This is a genomic window from Achromobacter sp. Marseille-Q4962, from assembly GCF_943737005.1.
In the GTDB taxonomy this organism is placed as follows: domain Bacteria; phylum Pseudomonadota; class Gammaproteobacteria; order Burkholderiales; family Burkholderiaceae_B; genus Achromobacter.
Genome location: NZ_CALSFU010000003.1, coordinates 190,107 through 210,414 on the forward strand (window position 1 = coordinate 190,107; position 20,308 = coordinate 210,414).

General features: G+C 68.2%; 14 protein-coding genes and 3 tRNA genes. 5 read left to right on the plus strand and 12 right to left on the minus strand.

Going from position 1 to position 20,308, the window contains the following annotated elements; translation table 11 throughout:
• Positions 1–2 precede the first annotated feature (2 nt).
• From NGJ44_RS03840 to scpB, 9 genes are all read right to left on the minus strand, one after another.
• Positions 3–1,427: a M20 family metallopeptidase gene (locus NGJ44_RS03840; RefSeq protein WP_251863149.1), complete on the minus strand. Its 1,425-nt coding sequence runs from the start codon at positions 1,425–1,427 to the stop codon at positions 3–5.
• 196 nt (positions 1,428–1,623) lie between these two features.
• The gene (typA, locus tag NGJ44_RS03845; protein WP_053244707.1) at positions 1,624–3,447 is read right to left on the minus strand and encodes a translational GTPase TypA; all 1,824 of its coding nucleotides are present in this window, start codon (positions 3,445–3,447) and stop codon (positions 1,624–1,626) included.
• A gap of 10 nt (positions 3,448–3,457) precedes the next feature.
• On the minus strand, positions 3,458–4,195 hold the full coding sequence (truB, locus tag NGJ44_RS03850; RefSeq protein ID WP_053244708.1) for a tRNA pseudouridine(55) synthase TruB: 738 nt from the start codon (positions 4,193–4,195) through the stop codon (positions 3,458–3,460).
• Between the two features lie 37 nt (positions 4,196–4,232).
• On the minus strand, positions 4,233–4,634 hold the full coding sequence (gene rbfA / locus NGJ44_RS03855) for a 30S ribosome-binding factor RbfA (protein ID WP_053244709.1): 402 nt from the start codon (positions 4,632–4,634) through the stop codon (positions 4,233–4,235).
• Positions 4,635–4,660: 26 nt separating this feature from the next.
• Positions 4,661–7,699, minus strand: coding sequence for a translation initiation factor IF-2 (infB, locus tag NGJ44_RS03860; protein WP_251863150.1), 3,039 nt, complete (start codon positions 7,697–7,699; stop codon positions 4,661–4,663).
• Between the two features lie 87 nt (positions 7,700–7,786).
• A complete protein-coding gene (gene nusA, locus NGJ44_RS03865) occupies positions 7,787–9,265 on the minus strand; it encodes a transcription termination factor NusA (protein WP_251863151.1) in 1,479 nt (492 codons plus the stop codon).
• The gene (gene rimP, locus NGJ44_RS03870) at positions 9,262–9,759 is read right to left on the minus strand and encodes a ribosome maturation factor RimP (protein WP_251863180.1); all 498 of its coding nucleotides are present in this window, start codon (positions 9,757–9,759) and stop codon (positions 9,262–9,264) included. Before rimP ends, nusA begins: the two co-directional genes overlap by 4 nt.
• Before the next feature lie 361 nt (positions 9,760–10,120).
• Positions 10,121–11,815 carry a 23S rRNA pseudouridine(2605) synthase RluB gene (gene rluB / locus NGJ44_RS03875; protein WP_251863152.1) on the minus strand — a complete coding sequence of 565 codons (1,695 nt, stop codon included), beginning with the start codon at positions 11,813–11,815 and terminating at the stop codon, positions 10,121–10,123.
• Between the two features lie 35 nt (positions 11,816–11,850).
• The gene (scpB, locus tag NGJ44_RS03880) at positions 11,851–13,017 is read right to left on the minus strand and encodes an SMC-Scp complex subunit ScpB (RefSeq protein WP_053246199.1); all 1,167 of its coding nucleotides are present in this window, start codon (positions 13,015–13,017) and stop codon (positions 11,851–11,853) included.
• A gap of 63 nt (positions 13,018–13,080) precedes the next feature.
• Between scpB and NGJ44_RS03885 the strand changes: the two genes are divergently transcribed.
• Positions 13,081–13,157, plus strand: a tRNA-Met gene (locus NGJ44_RS03885).
• A gap of 662 nt (positions 13,158–13,819) precedes the next feature.
• On the opposite strand, the gene NGJ44_RS03890 is transcribed toward NGJ44_RS03885, so the two are convergent.
• From NGJ44_RS03890 to NGJ44_RS03900, 3 genes are all read right to left on the minus strand, one after another.
• Complete coding sequence (locus NGJ44_RS03890) at positions 13,820–14,740, minus strand: LysR family transcriptional regulator (protein ID WP_251863153.1); 921 nt, start codon at positions 14,738–14,740, stop codon at positions 13,820–13,822.
• 89 nt (positions 14,741–14,829) lie between these two features.
• Entirely contained in the window at positions 14,830–15,831 is a 1,002-nt protein-coding gene (locus NGJ44_RS03895) for a CobW family GTP-binding protein (RefSeq protein ID WP_053246200.1), read from the minus strand.
• 167 nt (positions 15,832–15,998) lie between these two features.
• Positions 15,999–16,074: transfer RNA gene (locus NGJ44_RS03900), tRNA-Asn, on the minus strand.
• Positions 16,075–16,243: 169 nt separating this feature from the next.
• Between NGJ44_RS03900 and NGJ44_RS03905 the strand changes: the two genes are divergently transcribed.
• The 4 genes from NGJ44_RS03905 (at position 16,244) to NGJ44_RS03920 (ending at position 20,048) form a co-directional block, all read left to right on the plus strand.
• Positions 16,244–16,319: transfer RNA gene (locus NGJ44_RS03905), tRNA-Thr, on the plus strand.
• Positions 16,320–16,525: 206 nt separating this feature from the next.
• Positions 16,526–17,197 carry a response regulator gene (locus NGJ44_RS03910; protein WP_053246201.1) on the plus strand — a complete coding sequence of 224 codons (672 nt, stop codon included), beginning with the start codon at positions 16,526–16,528 and terminating at the stop codon, positions 17,195–17,197.
• On the plus strand, positions 17,181–18,554 hold the full coding sequence (locus NGJ44_RS03915) for a sensor histidine kinase (protein WP_251863154.1): 1,374 nt from the start codon (positions 17,181–17,183) through the stop codon (positions 18,552–18,554). The genes NGJ44_RS03910 and NGJ44_RS03915 overlap by 17 nt, the downstream gene beginning before the upstream one ends.
• Before the next feature lie 66 nt (positions 18,555–18,620).
• Positions 18,621–20,048: a DegQ family serine endoprotease gene (locus tag NGJ44_RS03920; RefSeq protein ID WP_251863155.1), complete on the plus strand. Its 1,428-nt coding sequence runs from the start codon at positions 18,621–18,623 to the stop codon at positions 20,046–20,048.
• Positions 20,049–20,308: the final 260 nt, after the last annotated feature.

Below are 20,308 nucleotides of genomic sequence, written 5' to 3' on the forward strand. Positions count from 1 at the left end.
GGTCAGGCCCGCATGAACGCCGGCACGACGTCGGCCGGAATCGGGCAGACATAGGGCTGGCCGTCGCGCGCGTCCAGCAGCTCCTGGCGCGCCCGCGCCAGCGTGTCCGGCCGCGCATACAGCTCCGCCGCGGTGGCGGCCAGGATCTTGGCGGCGTGCGCCATGCCCTTGTGCGCCATCGGCATCTTGCCCTGGGCCACCATCTGCCACGAGTGGAAAGGCGTGCCGTAGGCATAGCACGCGCCCCAGAACTGGGCGGTCGGCGCGACCCAGCTCACGTCGCCCACGTCGGTCGAACCGTAGCTGATCTCGCGCTTTTCCGGATCGTAGGGCGCCACGCCTGCGTACAGCGGCTCGGGGTTGCGCAGCACGGCGCCCAGGTTCTTGCCCGCGTTCTCGATATCGCTCCCGGAAATCGCACCCCACATGCGCCGGGCGGCCTGCGCCTCGCCCTCGGTATAGACCGGCCCCCGCAGCGCCAGCATCTGCTCGTACATCACCTGGCTGATGGCGCGGTTCGGCATGTAGTTGGAACATGCCTTGTCGAAGACGACCTCCAGTTCGCAGCCGGTCATGAGGGCAGCGCCGCGCGCCACGTTCCCCACCCGTTCGTACAGTTCGGCGGCCTGCGCATTGCGCGGCGCGCGCACCAGGTACAGCACTTCGGCGCGCGCCTGCACCACATTGGGCGAAATGCCGCCGCTGTCGGTCACCGCGTAGTGCACCCGCGCCTCCGGCAGCATGTGCTCGCGCAGGTAATTGACGCCGACGTTCATCAGTTCCACCGCGTCCAGCGCGCTGCGTCCCAGATGGGGCGAATTGGCCGCATGCGCGGCCACGCCGCGAAAACGGAAATAGGCTTGGATATTGGCCAGCGACGACTGGTGGAAAATGCCGGTGTGCGAAGCCGGATGCCAGGTCAGGGCGGCGTCCAGATCGTCGAACAGGCCGGCCCGCGCCATGAATGTCTTGCCCGAGCCGCCCTCTTCGGCCGGACAGCCGTAGAAGCGGATCGTGCCCGGCAAGCCGCTGCCGGCCAGGAATTCCTTCACCGCCGCCGCCGCCAGATGCGCGGCGGCGCCCAGCAGATGATGGCCGCACCCATGCCCGTTGCCGTTGGGCGTCTCCGCCGAGGGCTTGCACGCGCAGGCGCCGCTTTCCTGGCTCAGGCCGGACAGCGCGTCGTACTCGCCCAGCAGGCCGATCACCGGCCCGCCCGCGCCCGCCTCGGCCACGAATGCCGTGGGAATGCCCGCCGCGCCACGCGTCACCCTGAAACCCGACGCCTCCAGTTGGGCGATATGCAGTTCGGCCGATCTGTGCTCGTCGTAGCGCAATTCGGCAAGATTCCAGATGCGGTCGCTCAGCTCGGCGTAGCGGCCGCTGCGCGCATCGATGAACGGCACGAGTGTCTCAATCGCTCCCATGATGGCTCCCTCGGATCGGCATGATGGAAGGCCGGCGCACGGCCGGCCGCCCCGCCAGTTTCGGTGAATTCGCGCGCGGATGCCAGCGGCGGGTGCGGCGGAGCGCCTTCCGGAATCCGGCCGAAAAAAAAACGCCGGACGGATACCGTCCGGCGTTTTTGCTGCGCGGGCAGCGGGCGGCGCTGCCGCCCCGGCCTCAGGCCGCGGCTTCGCGCGCGGCGCGCTTGCGCTCGTGCTCCTGCAGGTGGCGCTTACGCAGGCGGATCGACTTGGGAGTGATCTCCACCAGTTCGTCGTCGTCGATGAACTCCACCGCGTATTCGAGCGAAAGCTGGATGGGCGGCACCAGGCGCACGGCCTCGTCCGTGCCGGAGGCGCGAATGTTGGTCAGCTGCTTGCCCTTGATGGGGTTCACGACCAGGTCGTTGTCGCGGCTGTGGATGCCGATGATCATGCCTTCGTACAGCGCCTCGCCCGGGCTCACGAACATGCGGCCGCGATCCTGCAGCTTCCACAGGGCGTAGGCCACGGCCTCGCCGTTGTCCTGGCTGATCAGCACGCCATTGCGGCGCTCGCCGATGGAACCTTCCTTGACGGGCGCGTACTCGTGGAAGATGTGGCTCATCAGGCCCGTGCCGCGCGTCAGCGTCAGGAATTCGTTCTGGAAGCCGATCAGGCCGCGGGCGGGAATCAGGTATTCGAGACGGGTGCGGCCACGGCCGTCCGGCTGCATGTCCTGCAGGTCGCCCTTGCGGCGGCCCAGTTCTTCCATGACGCCGCCCTGGTGCGCGTCTTCCACGTCGATGGTCAGCGCCTCGAACGGCTCGCACTTCACGCCGTCGATTTCCTTGAACACCACGCGGGGACGGGACACCGCCAGTTCGTAGCCCTCGCGGCGCATGGTTTCGAGCAGGATGGTCAGGTGCAGTTCGCCCCGGCCCGACACTTCGAACACGGTGTCGTCGCCGGTGTCGCGCACGCGCAGTGCCACGTTGGATTTCAGCTCGCGGTCCAGGCGGTCGCGCAGCTGGCGGCTGGTCACGAACTTGCCTTCGCGGCCGGCCAGCGGCGAGGTGTTCACCATGAAGTTCATGGTCAGCGTCGGCTCGTCGATGCGCAGCATGGGCAGCGGCTCCTGCACGACCGGATCCATGACGGTGGAGCCGATGCCGATCTCCTCGATGCCGTTGATGAGCACGATGTCGCCGGCCTGGGCCTCGTCCACCACCACGCGCTCCAGGCCGCGGAACTTCAGCACCTGGTTGATGCGGCCGCGGCCGCCCTGGCCGTCGGGGCCGAACTTGTAGGCGACTTCCATGCCCGGACGCATGCGGCCTCGGTTGATGCGGCCCACGCCGATCTTGCCCACGTAGCTGTTGTAGTCCAGCGAGATGATCTGCATCTGCAGCGGGCCGTCGGGATCGTCTTCGCGCACCGGCACATGCTCGAGGATGGCCTCGAAGAGCGGGCGCATGTCGCCCTCGCGCACGTCGGGCGACAGGCCGGCATAGCCCGCCAGGCCGGAAGCGTACACGACGGGGAAGTCGAGCTGTTCTTCGGTCGCGCCCAGCTTGTCGAAGAGATCGAAGGTGGCGTTGATGACGTAGTCGGTGCGGGCGCCGGGACGGTCGACCTTGTTGACCACGACGATGGGCTTCAGGCCCAGGGCCAGCGCCTTGCGGGTCACGAAGATGGTCTGGGGCATGGGGCCTTCGACCGCGTCGACCAGCAGCAGCACGCCGTCCACCATGGACAGCACGCGCTCGACCTCGCCGCCGAAATCGGCGTGACCCGGGGTGTCCACGATGTTGATGTGCGTGCCCTGGTATTCCACGGCGCAGTTCTTGGCCAGGATGGTGATGCCGCGTTCCTTTTCCAGGTCGTTCGAGTCCATGACCCGTTCGGCCACCGCCTGGTTTTCGCGGAAGGTGCCCGACTGGCGCAGGAGTTGGTCGACCAGGGTGGTCTTCCCGTGGTCCACGTGGGCGATGATGGCGACGTTGCGCAAGGCGCGAGTCATAGCGTGTCCTTTAAGATCTGGTGGCGGGCAGCAGGCCCGCCGGCAATTCGTTCAGCGCAAGCAATGCCTGCTTGGGATCTGGCATGGCCTGCAAGGCTTCCAGCGTAACGGCGCGGTCCAGTGAAAACGGCCCGACGTGCGTGCGCCGCAGCGCCGCCAGGTGGGCATAGCAACCCAGCGCCCGCCCGATGTCCTGGGCGAGCGTGCGGATGTAGGTGCCCTTGCTGCATGCCACGTCGATCTCCGCCCGGTTGCCCTCGAGCGACAGCAGATCGATCCGGTAGATCGTCACCTGCCGCGGCGGGCGCTCCAGTTCGATGCCCGCGCGCGCGTATTCATACAGCGGTTTGCCATCGCGCTTGAGCGCCGAATACATCGGCGGCACTTGCGAGATGGCGCCCGTGAAACGTGACAGCGCCTGGGCAAGCGCGGCCTCGTCCACATGGAATCCGGCTTCCGCCCGGGCGGTGATATTGCCCGTCAGGTCGCCGGAATCGGTTTCTTCGCCAAATTGCAGCGTAGCGCGATATGCCTTGTCGGCGTCAAGCATCGCGCCGGAAATCTTGGTGGCGCGTCCCATGCAGCACACCAGCAGCCCGGTCGCGAAAGGATCGAGCGTGCCGGTGTGGCCGGCCTTGGCGGCGTCCATGGAGCGCCTTGCGCGCTGCAGCGCATGATTGCTCGACAAGCCCTCGGGTTTGTCGAGCAGCAGCACACCGTCGAGCGCGAGCCCGCGTCGTTTAGCCATCGTCGGAATCCGGAGAAAAGCAGTGACGACAGCCCGGTCAGGACTGGTCTTCAGGTTCGTCGGGCACGCCCGAATGCGGGCCGGGCCGGTTGGCGCGGTCGATCAGGATCGACATTTCGATGCCGCGGGCGATCTGCGCGTCGTGGATGAAGCGCAAGGTGGGAACGGTGTGGATGTGCAGCAGCTTGTAGAGCTGGGAGTGCAGCCAGCCGGCCTTTTCGTTCAGCAAGGCGGCCGCGGCCTCGGGCTCGGCGCCCAACACCGTGAAGTACACCTTGGCATGCGCGTAATCGGCCGACAGCTCCACGCCCGACAGCGTGATCAATCCGGCGCGGGCCGTGTCGATCTCGCGCTGGATGATGCCGGCCAGATCCTTCTGGATCTGGTCGGCCAGCCGCTGGTTGCGGCCGGGGATGGCTTTGGACTTGTGACGGCTCATGAAATGAATAATGCCCGCGCGACACCTTACAGGGTGCGCGCGACTTCCTTGATTTCAAAGACTTCCAGCTGGTCGCCCACCTGGATGTCGTTGTTGCCGCGCAGCGTCAGGCCGCAATCGAAACCCGCCTTGACTTCCTTGACGTCGTCCTTGAAGCGGCGCAGCGATTCGAGATGGCCGGTCCAGTGCACCACGTTGTTGCGCAGCAGGCGGACCTGGGCGTCGCGGCGCACCACGCCGTCCAGCACCATGCAGCCGGCGATGTTGCCGATGCGCGAAATGGTGTAGATCTCGCGGATCTCGACCAGGCCGATGATCTCTTCCTTCTTCTCGGGCGCCAGCATGCCCGACATGGCCGCCTTCACCTCGTCCACGGCGTCGTAGATGATGTTGTAGTAGCGCACGTCGATGCCGTTGCTCTCGGCCAGCTTCTTGGCGCTGGCCTCGGCCCGCACGTTGAAGCCGATGATGACGGCGTGCGAGGCGATGGCGAGGTTCACGTCCGTTTCGGAGATGCCGCCCACGGCGGCGTGCACCACCTGCACGCGCACTTCGTCCGTGGAGAGCTTGGTCAGCGACTGCACCAGCGCTTCCTGCGAACCCTGCACGTCGGTCTTCACGATGAGCGTGAGGGTCTGCGTGCCTTCGCCCATGTTGTCGAACATGGATTCGAGCTTGGCGGCCTGCTGGCGGGCCAGCTTGACGTCGCGGAACTTGCCCTGGCGGAACAGGGCGATTTCGCGCGCCTTGCGCTCGTCGGACAGCGCGATCAGCTCGTCGCCGGCGGCGGGCACTTCCGTGAGGCCCTGGATTTCCACCGGGATGGACGGACCGGCCGACTGCACCGGCTTGGCGTTCTCGTCGAGCATGGCGCGCACGCGGCCGAAGCTCGCGCCGGCCAGCACCACGTCGCCGCGCTTGAGCGTGCCGCTCTGCACCAGGATCGTGGCCACCGGGCCGCGGCCCTTGTCGAGGCGCGCTTCGATGACCAGGCCCTTGGCGGGCGCGTCGACCGGGGCCTTGAGCTCCAGCACCTCGGCCTGCAGCAGCACGTTCTCGAGCAGGTCGTCGATGCCGTCGCCGGTTTTCGCGGACACCGGCACGAAAGGCACGTCGCCGCCGTATTCTTCGGGCACCACTTCCTCGGCCACCAGTTCCTGCTTGACGCGGTCGGGGTTGGCGGACGGCTTGTCGATCTTGGTGATGGCCACGACCATGGGCACGCCCGCGGCCTTGGCATGGTGGATGGCCTCGCGCGTCTGCGGCATGACGCCGTCATCGGCAGCCACGACCAGGATGACGATGTCGGTCGCCTTGGCGCCGCGGGCACGCATGGCCGTGAATGCCTCGTGGCCCGGGGTGTCCAGGAAGGTGATCACGCCGCGCTCGGTTTCCACGTGATAGGCGCCGATGTGCTGCGTGATGCCGCCGGCCTCGCCCGCCGCCACCTTGGCGCGGCGGATGTAATCCAGCAGCGAGGTCTTGCCGTGGTCGACGTGGCCCATGACGGTCACCACCGGCGCGCGCGGCAGCGCCTCGGCCTCGCTCACGTCGGCGGCTTCGTCCAGGAAGGCTTCCGGATCGTCCAGCTTGGCGGCGATGGCGGTGTGGCCGAGTTCCTCGACCACGATCATGGCGGTTTCCTGGTCCAGCACCTGGTTGATGGTCACCATCTGGCCCAGCTTCATGAGCTGCTTGATGACCTCGGCGGCCTTGACCGACATCTTGTGGGCCAGGTCGGCCACGCTGATGGTTTCGGGCACGTGCACTTCGCGCGCGATGAATTCCTGCGGCGCCGGTTCGGCGCGGCGCTCGTTCTGCTGGTTGCGGCCGCCGCGGCCGCCCTTGCCGCCCTTGCCGGCGCGCCAGCCGTCACGGCTCGCGGGGCCCGAGGGCTTGTCCGCGGGCTTCTTGCGGGCGCTGTCTTCGGACCAGGTGGACGACACCTCGGCCGTCTTGATGGTCTTCTTGGAGCCCGGCGCGGCCGGCTTCGCATCCTTCTTGGCGGCGGTGGCGGCGGGCGCCTGCTTGCCGGCTGGCTTGTGCAGCGTGCCGGACAGCGCGGCGGGCGCCTCGGGTTCGGGCGCGCGCAGCACCTTGCGCGGACGGTTCAGCATTTCGCGCAGGGCCGCGGCCTCGGCCTCGGCGGCGCGGCGCGCCTCGTCGCGCGCGGCGGCGCTGGCCGACGGGCTGCCGGCCGAAGCGGCCAGGGGCGGCGGCGCGGCGCGGCGGAGATCGCCGGACCGGCCGGCCCTGGGGGCGGACGCGGCCGGCTCCTGCTTGGCGGCGGGCGCGGACTTCACGGATTCGGGCTTCGCCGCGGCCTGGGGCTTGGCGGCAGGCGCTTGGGCCTGGGAGGATGTTTCGGACTTATTCGCTAGCACAACGGGTTCCGGCTCGGCTTTTTCAGCCTGGGGCTCGGCAGATTCGATCTCGACTTCGGGCTTGGCCTCTTGGGCCACGGGCTCGGCAGGAGCAGGCGCCGGCGTCGGTTCCGGTGTGGGTTCAGGCTGGGCCTGGACCTTGGCCTCGACGGCCTCGACGGGGGCGGGCGCTTCGGCCGCAACGGTATTCTCGGGCGCGGACGCCGGGGCGGCGGGCGCTTGCTCGGCCGGCTCGGGCTGCTTGGCGGCGGGGGCCTGCTCCATGGCGGGCGCCGGCGCGGGCTCCGCCTTGGCGGATGCGGCGGCCGTCTCCGACTGGACAGCGGCGGCGGCCTCTTCTTCGGCTGCGCGCGCAGCGGCGGCCTGCTCCTGGGCCAGCTCGGCCGGATCGCGCTTGACGAACACGCGCTTCTTGCGCACCTCCACCTGGATGGTGCGCGAGCGGCCCGTGGCGTCGGCCTGGCGGATCTCGGACGTCTGGCGCCGCGTCAGGGTGATCTTCTTGCCTTCTGTCGCTCCATGCGCGCGGCGCAGCGATTCGAGCAATTTCGCCTTGTCGCTGTCGGTGACGGCATCGTCCACCGATTTGAGGTCAACGCCGGCCGAACGCAACTGCTCCAGCAGCACGTTGGCAGGCATTTTCAGCTCGGTAGCGAACTGGGCGACGGTGTTACTCGACATTAGGCTCTCTCTTCCCTTTATGCAGCTATGACAAACAACGCGAACTCGCGGCGGGCGGGGCCGGCCCGCCGCGCTCCCGGCCCCTGGTTATTCCTCGTCGAACCAGTGGGCGCGGGCCCGCATGATGAGTTCGCTGGCTTCCTGCTCGGACAGCCCGGCGATTTCCGCCAGTTCGTCCGTCGCGAGTTCGGCCAGGTCATCACGCGTATGCACTTGACGCTCGGCCAGCTTCGCGGCCAGTTCGGGCGTCATGCCTTCGAGTTCCAGCAGATCCTGCGCGGTCTCAAGGCGCTCTTCCTGGGCGATGGCCTCGGTCAGGAGCGCATTGCGGGCGCGGGCGCGCAATTCATTGATGGTGTCTTCGTCGAACGCCTCGATTTCCAGCAGCTCCTGCAGCGGAACGTAGGCGATCTCCTCGATACCCGTGAAACCCTCGTCGATGAGGATGTCGGCGACTTCCTCATCGACGTCCAGCTTGCTCATGAAGGTGGCGCGCAGGGCCGAACGCTCCACTTCCTGCCGGTTGAGGCTTTCTTCCGGCGTCATGATGTTGATTTGCCAACCGGTCAGCTCCGAGGCCAGGCGCACGTTCTGGCCCTTGGCGCCGATGGCCTTGGGCAGGTTTTCCTCGTCCACCACCACGTCCATGGCGTGCTTGTCCTCGTCGACGACGATGGACTCGACGTTGGCGGGCGCCAGCGCGCCGATGACGAACTGGGCCGGATCCTCGGACCACAGGACGATGTCGACCTGCTCGCCGCCCAGCTCGTTGCGCACCGCCGTCACGCGCGAACCGCGCATGCCCACGCACGTGCCGATGGGATCGATACGCTTATCGTATGCCACCACGGCGATCTTCGCACGCACCCCGGGGTCGCGCGCCGCGGCCTTGATCTCCAGCAGGCCCTGCTCGATCTCGGGCACTTCGTTCTCGAAGAGCTGGCGGATGAACTCGGGCGAGGTGCGCGACAGGATCACCTGCTGGCCGCGGGCCGCGTGGTCTACGCGCAACACATAGGCGCGCACGCGGTCGCCGACCCGGAGGTTTTCCTTGGGGATCATCTCGGAGCGCGGCAGCCGCGCCTCGATCTTGCCGGTTTCGATGATGGCGTCGCCCTTGTCCATGCGCTTGATGGTGCCGGACACGATGGTTTCGCCGCGGTCGAGGAAGTCGTTCAGCACCTGCTCGCGCTCGGCGTCGCGGATCTTCTGCAGAATGGCCTGCTTGGCCGCCTGCGCGCCGATACGGCCGAACTCGATGGGCTCGAGCGGCTCCTCGATGTACTCGCCGACCTGGATGCCGGGAACGATCTCCTGCGCATCCGACAGCATTTCCTGCTTGTCGGGCTCCTGCAGACCGGCCTCGTCGGGCACGACCAGCCAGCGTCGGAATCCCTCGTGGTTGCCGGTTTCCCGGTCGATGGCCACACGGATGTCCGCATCGTCCTTGAAGCGCTTTTTCATGGCCGAGGCCAGCGCACTTTCGAGTGCTCCGAATACGACTTCACGCGTGACGTTCTTTTCACGCGCCAAGGCATCGACCAACAGAAGAATTTCGCGACTCATCGCTTTTTGCCCTTGAAATCCAGAACGGGATCCAGTTTTGCACGCTCGATGTCGTCGAGCGTGAAATTCAGTACCTGGACGTCGTTCTTCTTTGCCTCAAATTCGAGACCGAACACGGTCTTGCGCGCGCCGGCCTCGGCCTGCGGCGTTTCTTCCTCGTGCACAGTCAGCGTGCCCGTGTAGACCTTGCGCCCGTCGAGCGCCTCGCGCAGCTTGATCTCCACGCGTTCTCCCGCGAAACGGCGGAAATCGGCCTCGTTGCGCAAAGGGCGGTCCACGCCCGGCGAACCCACCTCAAGCCGCTTGTAGTCGATGTTCTCGACCTCGTACACCCGCGACAACTGGCGGGATACCTGTTCGCAGTCTTCGATGCGCACGCCGCCGACCCGGTCGATCGTGACACGCAAAAGGCCCAGGGCGGCACGTTCCACGTCGACGAGTTCGACGTCCATGCCGGCCAGAGCCTCTTGGGTCAATGCGAATAAATCAGCCATATACTCAAAAAAAATGGGCTGCACGCCCAGCCCATCCTATTGCACAGCGCCCGGCCACCCTGCCCGCCAGGGACAAGGCGATGCCGGGCGGCGCCCAGATCGCGGCATGCAGTCTCGATAGCGCCCCGAACCTGCGGTTCCCGGGGAAAGCCGGGACGCGCAACCGGCGCGGCCCGCCGCAGGTATATATAAAACCGTCCGTAATAGACGTTTATATAACTCGCCGCCCGCCGCACTCAAACGCCGCGCGCCACAAGACGCAAAGCCATGAAAACCGTTGATTTTACCAGATAAACTGGAAAAACGCCTGATTCCTCACGGGTTTACGCTCATCCGGCGCAGGCTGGCGGCCGCCGGCGCCTCAGCGGCCGCCGCGCCCCCTGCCATCCAGGATGCCGAGGCGGGATTCATGGGCGCTTGCGCCCCGCGGCTGCCAGTCGTCGCCGCGCGCGGACGAACCGCGCGGGGAACGGGATTTGGCCGCAGGCTTGCCGCCGCGCGGGCCTTCCGCTTTCGCGGCGCGCCCACCCTGCTTGGCGGGGCGGGCGGGCCCGCGCGCATTGCCGCCCGCCTTGCCCGCGCCGCCGGACTTGGACGCCCCCTTGCGGGCCGCGGGAGCGGCATTGGCGTTGACGGCCGCCGGCGCGGCGGACGCGCCGGCCGCGGCAGCCCGCAAGCCGCCGGCCTGCCCGCGCCCCTTGCCGCCCTGTTTGCCGCCGCCCTTGCCGCCGCGCGAAGCGCCGGACTTGCCCTTGCGGCTGCCCTCGGCGGCCAGCGGATGGCCGTTGGCGTAGCCGCCGGCGATCATCAGGCCCGTGCCGAAAGGATCGGACGGACAAGCGGCAACCTGCCCCGGGCTGCCCTGGCGTCCGCCCTGGAGCTTGCCCCGGCGGCCGATACGCGCGCCGTTCATGCCGTTGCGGTCCAGCGTGCCGAATCCGGGCGGCAGCGCGCTGTCGTGCGACTGCGGCTGTTTGGAGCGGCGGCGGCCGCCGGATTCATCGTCGTCGCGCAGCAGACCCAGCTGCACCATCAGCGCGGTGACCAGCGAGGCGTCCAGCTCCTCCCAGCGGCCCCGGCGCAGCGTGCGGGGCAGCACGATGTCGCCGAAACGGGTGCGGATCAGGCGGCTGACGGTCACGCCCACCGCCTCGAACATGCGCCGGACCTCGCGGTTGCGGCCCTCTTGCAGCGTGACGCGGTACCAGCGGTTGCTGCCGTCGCCGCCCAGGTAGTCGAGCGAGCCGAAGGCGGCCATGCCGTCTTCGAGTTCGATGCCGTCGACCAGCGATTGGCGCTGGGCATCGTCCATCTCGCCCAGCACGCGGACGGCGTATTCGCGCTCCGTGCCGTAGCGGGGATGCATGATGCGGTTGGCCATGTCGCCCGAGGTCGTGAAAATCAACAGCCCTTCGGTGTTCAGGTCCAGCCTTCCGACCGACAGCCACTTGCCGGTGCGCAGCTTGGGCAGGCGGGCGAACACGCTGGCGCGCCCGCCGGGATCGTCATGGCTGACGATTTCCCCGGCCGGCTTGTGATACAGGATCACGCGCGGCGGCTTCTTGGCGTTGGGGCGGGCGACGGGCTTGCCGTTGACCCGCACCTGGTCGTTGGGGCCTACCCGCTGGCCGATGTGGGCCGGCTCGCCGTTGACGGAAACCCGGCCCGCGATGATCAGCTCTTCCATTTCGCGGCGCGAGCCGATGCCCGCGTCCGCCAGCACCTTGTGCAGCTTGGGCATGACCGCCTCGCTGTTGAGGTACTTGCCCAGGCGCTGCTCCATGCGGTCGGCCTTTTCCAGGTAGGCCAGCGCCTGCTCGGCCTCCTGCTCGGTGCCGCGATCGCCGCCGCGCGGCTGCGCCTCGGCCGCCGCGGGAGCCGCGCCCTCGGCCGCGCCTTCGGCGGCTTCCGAGCGGCGGCGGCGGAAAGGCGTGCGCAGCTTGCGCCCGCGGCCGCGGGCGCCGCCCTCGGCCTCTGCGGCCGGCTCCCGGGCCGGCGACGATTCCGGCGAAGCCGGCTTCACGGCATCGTCCGAACGGGGTGTGTCATCCTGCATAGCGCTATTCGTTGTCACGGGGACAGCTCCGAATTTCAAACTTGGTTGGGCCTGCCTGCGGCGGGCGCCTCTTCATCATCAGGAAATGCCGGCCTCGGGCCGGACTCGGGCGGCCGCGCCTGCGGCTCGCCGCCGGGCGCCGGCCCGTTTGCAGCCGCCGGACTGCCAGCCGCCTCGGCTCCGGGCACGGCTTGCGGCGAATCCATGGAAACGCCGCCGGCAGCGGCCGCCTGCGAGATCGAATCGCCCGGCTCGCCGGGCCTTGCTTGCTTTTCAGGGGATGCGGATTCCGCCTCTTGGGCGGCGTCGTCGGGCATCTGGCCGTCGGGCGCCGCGATCGCGGCCTCGGCGGGCTCATCCTGGCGCGCGGAGCGGGCCTGGTCTGCCCGCGCCGGGGAAATCGGCGTATCCGCGGGGGATGCCTCTGCAGACGACTCGTCCGCAGGCATGCCCGCAACGTCCGCGCCATTCACGCCTTCGTCTTCATGTATGCGTGAAAGCGGTGATTCTACGCCATCGGCAGCCGCCGTGGCGGATGTTTCGCTCGAAACAGACATTTCCGCACGCGGAACATCCGCATTTTCCTCGGCGGCGGCGGGAGTTTCCGCGGCGGCTTCGGCCTCGCCCTGCGCGGGCTGCGCCTCGCCCAGGTCCAGCCCCGCCAGCGCCGCGGCCGCCTGGGCGGACTCCAGCGGCGGAAGCTCGTCGAGCGCCCTCAGCCCCAGGTCGTCGAGAAACTGCCTCGTGGTGCCGAAAAGCGCGGGACGCCCGGGCGCATCGCGATGGCCGATCACTTCGATCCAGCCGCGGTCCTCCAGGGCCTTGACGATCTGCGAAGAAACGGTCACGCCGCGTATGTCTTCGATATCGCCGCGCGTGACCGGCTGGCGCCACGCAACGATGGCCAGCGTTTCCATGACCGCGCGCGAATACTTGGGCGGTTTCTCGGGATTCAGCCGCTCCAGGTAGCGCTGCATCTGCGGACGGCTCTGGAACCGCCAGCCCGACGCGAGCTGCGCCAGCTCCATGCCGCGGCCGTTCCACTGCTCGCCCAGCGTCTCCAGCAGCGATCGCAGCTTGGCGTTGTCGAACTGCGGATCCTCCGCGAAAAGCTTGCGCATATCCGAAAGTTGCATCGGCTGCGACGCGCACAGCAGCGCGGTTTCCAGCACGAGTATCGCCTCGCTATCGTTCATCGACATCCAACGTTTAAAAGGCCGACTTGCGTTCGGCAAAAAATGGGATTACTATTTCGTTCTTCCAGACGCGGGGTGGAGCAGTCTGGCAGCTCGTCGGGCTCATAACCCGAAGGTCGTAGGTTCAAATCCTGCCCCCGCAACCAGAACTCGAAAGGCCCGGCCGTTGCGCCGGGCTTTTTGCATCTGGCGTTCCGTGTGCATGTGGCGTTCTGCCCGGTTTTCCTGGATTTCCCGATTCCGGCCCGCCACCCGGCTGCCGCGCGCGACGCGCCCGCAGCCGGCCGGCAGGATTCGCCCGGCATCGATGGCGCCCCGGCCGTGAATGGCATGATTGTGCGATGTTCTCACCGTAATCCTGTATGACAGCCTGGAATTCGGCCGCGCGAAGACAGCCCTGGCCTGGCGGCAAGCCCCGAACCGCCCCGCATGGCGGGCGGACGCGCCTGATTTCCGGAACAGCCGGCACATCGGCCGGCGGACCGTGCGCAGCGCCCGCTACGACGGACACATGCCCGGCCCCTAACAAAACAAGGTAAACAAGGCCCTGATCCGCAAGCACCCGGCGCCGGACCGCGGCGCGGCAGTGGCGCCGCATCCGTTCCGCCCCCTCCGTTGCAAGAGCGCGCCGAGCGCGCCTGCCGGGCTTGCGATTCTTAGATGTTTTTCCTGACCAACAGATCACAGGCAGGTCACAGGCAGACAGACCAAGGGGCTATGGCGGATTTGCCGGCAAACCCGCGCAGGCGCAACGCCCGCCCCAACCTGTTGATGCAATAGGCAAATTATAGCGCCATATCCCCTCGCCTCAAGCCCGGGCAGGCCGCGGGGCCTGCGCGTCCCAGGGAGCCGACTCCAGCCTGGCCGCCAGGAAATCGAGCATGGAGCGCAGGATCAGGGGCATCTGCCGGCGCGACGCGTAGACACCGTAGATGCCGAGTTCCTCGGGCGGAAACGACGCGAGAATGGGGCGCAGGCGCCCTGCCGCGATGTCGTCGGCCGCCAGGTACGTGGGCAGCATGGCGATGCCTGCGCCCTCGACGGCCGCCCGGGCCAGGGCGGAGACGTCATTGGCCCGGATATTGCCGTCGACCGGAACGTCCACCGGCTGCCCGTCGCGCATGAAGCGCCACAGGCTCTTGCCGAAATGCGTGTGCGTCAGGCAGTTGCGCTGCGAAAGATCTTCCAGGCGCGCCGGCTCGCCCTCGCGCGCGAGATAGGCGGGGGCCGCGCACACCACCGAGCGGCACACCGCGAGCTTGCGGGCGATCACGTTGGGGTCGAGGTCGTTGGTGATGCGCACCGCGAGGTCCACCCGCTCCTCGATGAGGTTCACCGCGTGCTCCACCAGCACCAGATCCACACTGGCGCCCGGGTGCAGGCCGACGTATTCCGCCACCAGCGCCGCCAGGTGCCGCGCGCCGAACGACACGCTGGCCGTCATGCGCAGCAGGCCGCGGGGAGCATCCTCGGGCGAGGCCACCGCACTGCGCAGCTCGCCCACCATTTCGAGCATCTGGCGGCAGCGCGGCAGAGTTTCGGCGCCCGCCGGCGTGAGACTGAGGCGGCGCGTCGTGCGATGCAGCAGCCGCACCCCCACCCACTGTTCCATTTCGGCAAGGTAGCGCGACACCATGGCACGGGACATGTCCAGATGGATGGCCGCAGCCGACAGGCTGCCCCGGTCGGCGACCCCGACAAATACCTGCATGGCTTTCAGACGGTCCATGATTGTCTCGATCCGCGCATCAGACGTAACGTTTATACCGTACTTCCGGGCGTTTTCCTTGCCGGGCCGCCCGCAAGGGTCAGTGCGCGTCAACCCCGGGCCGACAGGACTTCCTGCAGCGCGGCGCGCACGGTTTCCGGGCATTCGCCGCGCACGATGGCCACCAGGCGCGACTCGCCCTCGCCTTCCGGCCAGCCCGGCAGGGGCGCCAGCGGATAGAGTTCGCCATGCACGCCCTGCACCTCCATGGGCAGGGTTTCGCCTTGGAAGGCGACCCAGCCCTTGAGGCGCAGCAGCGCATCGCCGAACCGCTCCTGCACGCGCGCCACCCCGGAGAGAAATCGCGCCCGGGGCAGCGGCGCGTCCAGGGCGACGACGCAACTGCCGGCCGGCGCATGCCGCGACCCGGCCATTCCGGCATAGGCGCCCAGCCACGACCTGAGCTCCGCGGGAGAACGGCGCGCCGGCAGCGGCTCGGCCAGCAGCCCGGGCAAGGCCGAGCCGGCCACATGGACGGCGCGCCGGGCGCCCGGATTAATGGCGCTCGCGGCGCGTTCGGCTTCAGCCAGTTCGGACGGACCGGCCAGATCGGCCTTGCTGAACACGACGGCGTCGGCAAGCGCGAGCTGGCGCACCGCCTCGGGATGTTCCGCCAGGCGGCGCGCGCCCTGCCGGGCATCCACGACCGCCACGCAGCCCGTATAAACGTAGCGCTCTGCCAGGAAACGGTCGTGCCGCAGCGTGAAGATCACGGACGCGGGGTCGGCCAGCCCGCTCGTCTCGATGAAAACCCGCCGGAAAGGCGGAATGGCGCGGCGCAAAGCCTGCATGAAAAGATCGCGCAGCGCATCGGCCACGTCGCCGCTGACCGCGCAGCACAGGCAGCCGCCCTCGACCAGCACCACGCGGTCGCTCGCCGGCCTGACCAGATGATGGTCCACCCCGACATCGCCGTATTCGTTGACGATGACGACCGAGCCGGCAAACGCGGGCTCGCGCAGCAGCCGGTTGAGCAGCGTGGTCTTGCCGCTGCCCAGGAACCCGGTGATCACCTCGACGCGGATGCGCCCGTCCTGCTCCTGCAGCCCCATGGCCCACTACCTCGAAAGCGGCGATCGCCGAAAACCGGGAAAGGCCGGAGAAAACCAAGGCCGAGCGCCGAAACGCCCCCAAAGCCCCCAAAGCCCTGTAATAAAAGCCTCAATGCCACCCCAAAGCCAAAAGGGCCAATCACTTGCGTGATTGGCCCCAAATTCCTTGGCTCCCCGAGCTGGGCTCGAACCAGCGACCTGCGGATTAACAGTCCGTCGCTCTACCGACTGAGCTATCGGGGAACTGCTAAGAAGTGAGATTATGGAGGAATTTTTTGGGAAATGCAAATCGTGGCTTTGAAGAAAAAACGCGGGCACGGTTTCCTTTTGCCAAGAATCTCTGATATGATCTCGGTCTTTCGTGACCCGCGCGCCCCTGATAAAGGGACGCACGCAGATGCGGAACGGTCAGGCCGGCATAGCTCAGTTGGTAGAGCAGCGCATTCGTAATGCGAAGGTCGTAGGTTCGACTCCTATTGCCGGCACCAGAATCCAGAAAGCAGCCCTACGGGCTGCTTTTTCATTTCTTTTTTCATTTCGCCTTCCCTCGCGTTCCGGCGCCACAAGTGTCCGCCACGGAGCCCGATACCCGGACCTCGGACCCCGCCCGCATCCCGGGGAACTCCGGTCGCGCGGGCCGCATCCAATCTGGTTGTAGGCCGGCGTTCGCCGGCGCTTCCCTGCGAGCACACCCATGCGCATCCTTCTCGTTGAAGACGACACCATGATCGGCGAAAGCGTGCTGGACTGCCTGCGCGCCGAACACTATGCCGTCGACTGGGTTCGAGACGGCGCTGCCGCCGAACTGGCGCTGCGCACCGATCCGTACGACCTGGTGCTGCTGGACCTGGGCCTGCCCAAACGCGACGGACTGGCGGTGCTGCGCGATCTGCGCGCCCGCAAGGACCGCACGCCGGTGCTCATCGCCACCGCCCGCGATGCGGTCGCCGACCGCGTGGCCGGACTGGACGCGGGCGCGGACGACTACATCGTCAAGCCCTACGACGTGGACGAACTGCTGGCGCGCATGCGCGCGCTGATCCGCCGCAGCGCGGGACGGGCTGAACCCGTGTTCGAGCACGGCGGCATCACCATCGACCCGCAGTCCCACAGCGCCATGGTGGACGGCGCGCCGGTCGCGCTCACCGCGCGCGAATGGGCCGTGCTCGAGCCCCTGATCGCGCGGCCCGGCATGATCTTCTCGCGCGCCCAGCTGGAAGAAAAGCTCTATAGCTGGAAGGACAGCATCAGCAGCAACGCGGTCGAGGTTTATATTCATGGACTGCGCAAGAAACTGGGACAGAATCTGATCCAGAACGTCCGCGGGGTCGGTTACGTCATACCCAAAAATGAGCATTCCGCTTAGCTATTCGCTGAGGGCCAGGCTGCTTTTCTTCCTGCTTGCCGCCATTGCGGTGGGCGCGCTGGTGCAGGGCGCCATCGCCTACCGCAGCACGCTCGCCCAGGCGGACGACATTTTCGATTCGCTGCTGCAGCGCACCGCGCTGTCGCTGGGCGCGGGCGACGGACTGCTGAGCGCCGGCCCCTCGCGCGGCGACGGCGCGGTTTCCCCCGCGGCGGACGATCTCATCATCCAGATCTGGAGCCCGGACGGCGTGCGCGTCTTCAATTCGCGCTCCCGCCGCCCCCTGCCCGACCAGATCGTGCTGGGTTTCTCCGACGCCCGCATCGAAGGCAGCACCTATCGCGTCTATTCCCTCGCCACGCCGTTCCAGGTCATCCAGGTGGCGCAGGACATGGCGGTGCGCACCCGCATGGCGCGCGCGCTCGCGCTGCGCACCATTGCTCCCATCGCGGCGGCGGCGCCGCTGCTCATGTTCGTGATCTGGTGCGTGGTGAGCTGGTCGCTGCGGCCGGTCAAACGCGCCCGCGCGCAGGTAGCCGCCCGCCAGCCCGAGGATCTCTCGCCCGTGAACGAAGATGGCCTGCCCGACGAGATCCGGCCCCTGATCGCGGAGCTGAACCTGCTGCTGGCGCGCATACAGAGTGCGTTTGCCTTGCAGAAGCAGTTCGTGGGCGACGCGGCGCACGAGCTGCGCTCGCCGCTGGCGGCGCTGCGGCTGCAGCTGCAGGCCCTGCAGCGCGCCCCGGACGCGGAAGCCCGCAAGCAGGCCGAACAGCGCCTGGCCGCGGGCATCGACCGCGCCACGCGCCTGGTGGAGCAACTGCTCTCCATGGCCCGCCACGAAAGCGGCGTGGCGCGGGAGCCGCTCGTGGCGGTGGACCTGTCCGAGGTGCTGCGCCAGACGCTCTCGGAAACCCTGCCCGCGGCCAACGCCAAATCGATCTCCCTGGAGCAGAGCGGCGCCGGCCACGCCTGGGTGCGCGGCGACCCGGAGGCGCTGCGCCTGCTGGCGCGCAACCTGCTGGACAACGCCGTCAAGTACACGCCGGACGGCGGACGGGTGCACCTGCGGCTCGAGCCCTCCGACCTGGGCTGCGCCATGCTGGTCGACGACAGCGGCCCGGGCATCGCGCCGGCCGAACGCGAGCGCGTCTTCGACCGCTTCTACCGCGCCGAGGGCAATACCCAGCACGGCAGCGGCCTGGGACTGGCGATCGCGCGCTCCATCGCCGAGCGACACGGCGCGCGCATCACGCTGCACGACGCGCCCTGGGGCGCCGGCCTGCGGGTGCGCGTGGATTTTCCGGCCCATCCCCGGGCGGACGTGGCGCGGGCCGCGCCGGCAGGCGCAAATTAAGATTCCCCTAAGTGTCAGGCTTCACCATAGCGCCATGTCCTTCAACATGAACGCAGAGGAGCCGACATGAAGACCTCGCAACTCACCCCCTCGCGCCTGGCCGTGGCGCTGCTCGCGGCCGGCGCCATCGGCGGCGCGGGCGCCACCGCCGCGCCGGGCGTGGCCGCCGCCCCCCCCCCCATTCCCGCCTCGACGGCGATCGGCTTCGCCTCCCCGCCCAACTTCGCCCAGATCACGCGCGACTACGGCCCCGCCGTGGTGAACATCAGCGTCAGCGGCACCCGCAAGGTGTCGGCGCTGGACGACGACGACGCGGATCCGTTCGCCCAGTTCTTCGGCCAGTTCCCTGGCATGCCTCAGCGCGAAGTGCCGATGCGGGGCGAAGGGTCGGGCTTCATCATCAGCAGCGACGGCGTCATCCTGACCAACGCGCACGTCGTGCAGGGAGCCAAGGAAGTGACGGTCAAGCTGACCGACCGGCGCGAGTACCAGGCCAAGGTGCTCGGCTCCGACCCGCAGACGGACGTCGCGGTCATCAAGATCGACGCCAAGAACCTGCCGGTGGTGAAGATCGGCAACGTCAACGACCTGCAGGTGGGCGAATGGGTGCTGGCCATCGGCTCGCCCTACGGCCTGGAGAACACCGCCACCGCCGGCATCGTGAGCGCCAAGGGCCGCTCGCTGCCCGACGACACCTCGGTGCCGTTCATTCAGACCGACGTGGCCGTCAACCCGGGCAATTCCGGCGGCCCGCTCTTTAACGAGCGCGGCGAAGTGGTCGGCATCAATTCGCAGATCTATTCCCGCACCGGCGGCTACCAGGGCCTGTCGTTCGCCATTCCGATCGACGTGGCGTACAAGATCAAGGACCAGATCCTCGAGCACGGCAAGGTCCAGCACGCCCGCCTGGGCGTGACCGTGCAAGAAGTGAACCAGGACCTGGCCAATTCGTTCAAGCTGGACTCGCCCAGCGGCGCGCTGGTGTCCAGCGTGGAGAAGGGCAGCGCGGCCGCCAAGGCCGGCCTGCAGCCGGGCGACGTGGTGCGCAAGATCAACGGCAAGACGATCCGCTCGTCCGGCGACCTGGCCGCGATGATTACGCTCGCCTCGCCGGGCGACAAGCTGACGCTCGACATCTGGCGCCACGGCTCGCCCAAGGAACTGGAAGCCACCCTGGGCGGCATTCCCCGCGACAAGACGCAGACCGCGGCGAACGACCAGGGCGTCAAGCATGGCCAGCTCGGCCTAGCGCTGCGCCCGCTGAGCCCGCAGGAGCAAGAGGCGGTGGGCTCGCAGGGCCTGCTCGTCCAGCAGACCGCCGGCCCCGCGGCCCGCGCCGGCATCCAGCCGGGCGACGTGCTGCTCTCGCTCAATGGCGTGCCCGTGCACAGCGTAGCCCAGGTCAAGGCCGAGCTGTCCAAGGCCGGCAAGACGGTGGCGCTGCTGGTGCAGCGCGGCGAAGACAAGATCTTCGTGCCAGTGCAGATCGGCTGACCCTGGCCGCCCGCGGCCCCGCCCCTCTCGAACCGCCCGTTCCGGGCGGTTTTTTTCTGCGCCGCGCCGCCTGCAGGCACGCGGCGGAGAGATTTCGGCCGGCCTCGACCGGAAGCCGCCATCGCGGCGAAAATGCTTGCCTGCGAGCGGGGTCGAGCGGGTCATCGCGGGACTCGCCGTCGAGCAGGCCATCAGGATGCGGGCCGCGGCAGATTCTTGCGGCGGCCGGCCCGATTCTGGTGATCGCCGGGATTTCCGTC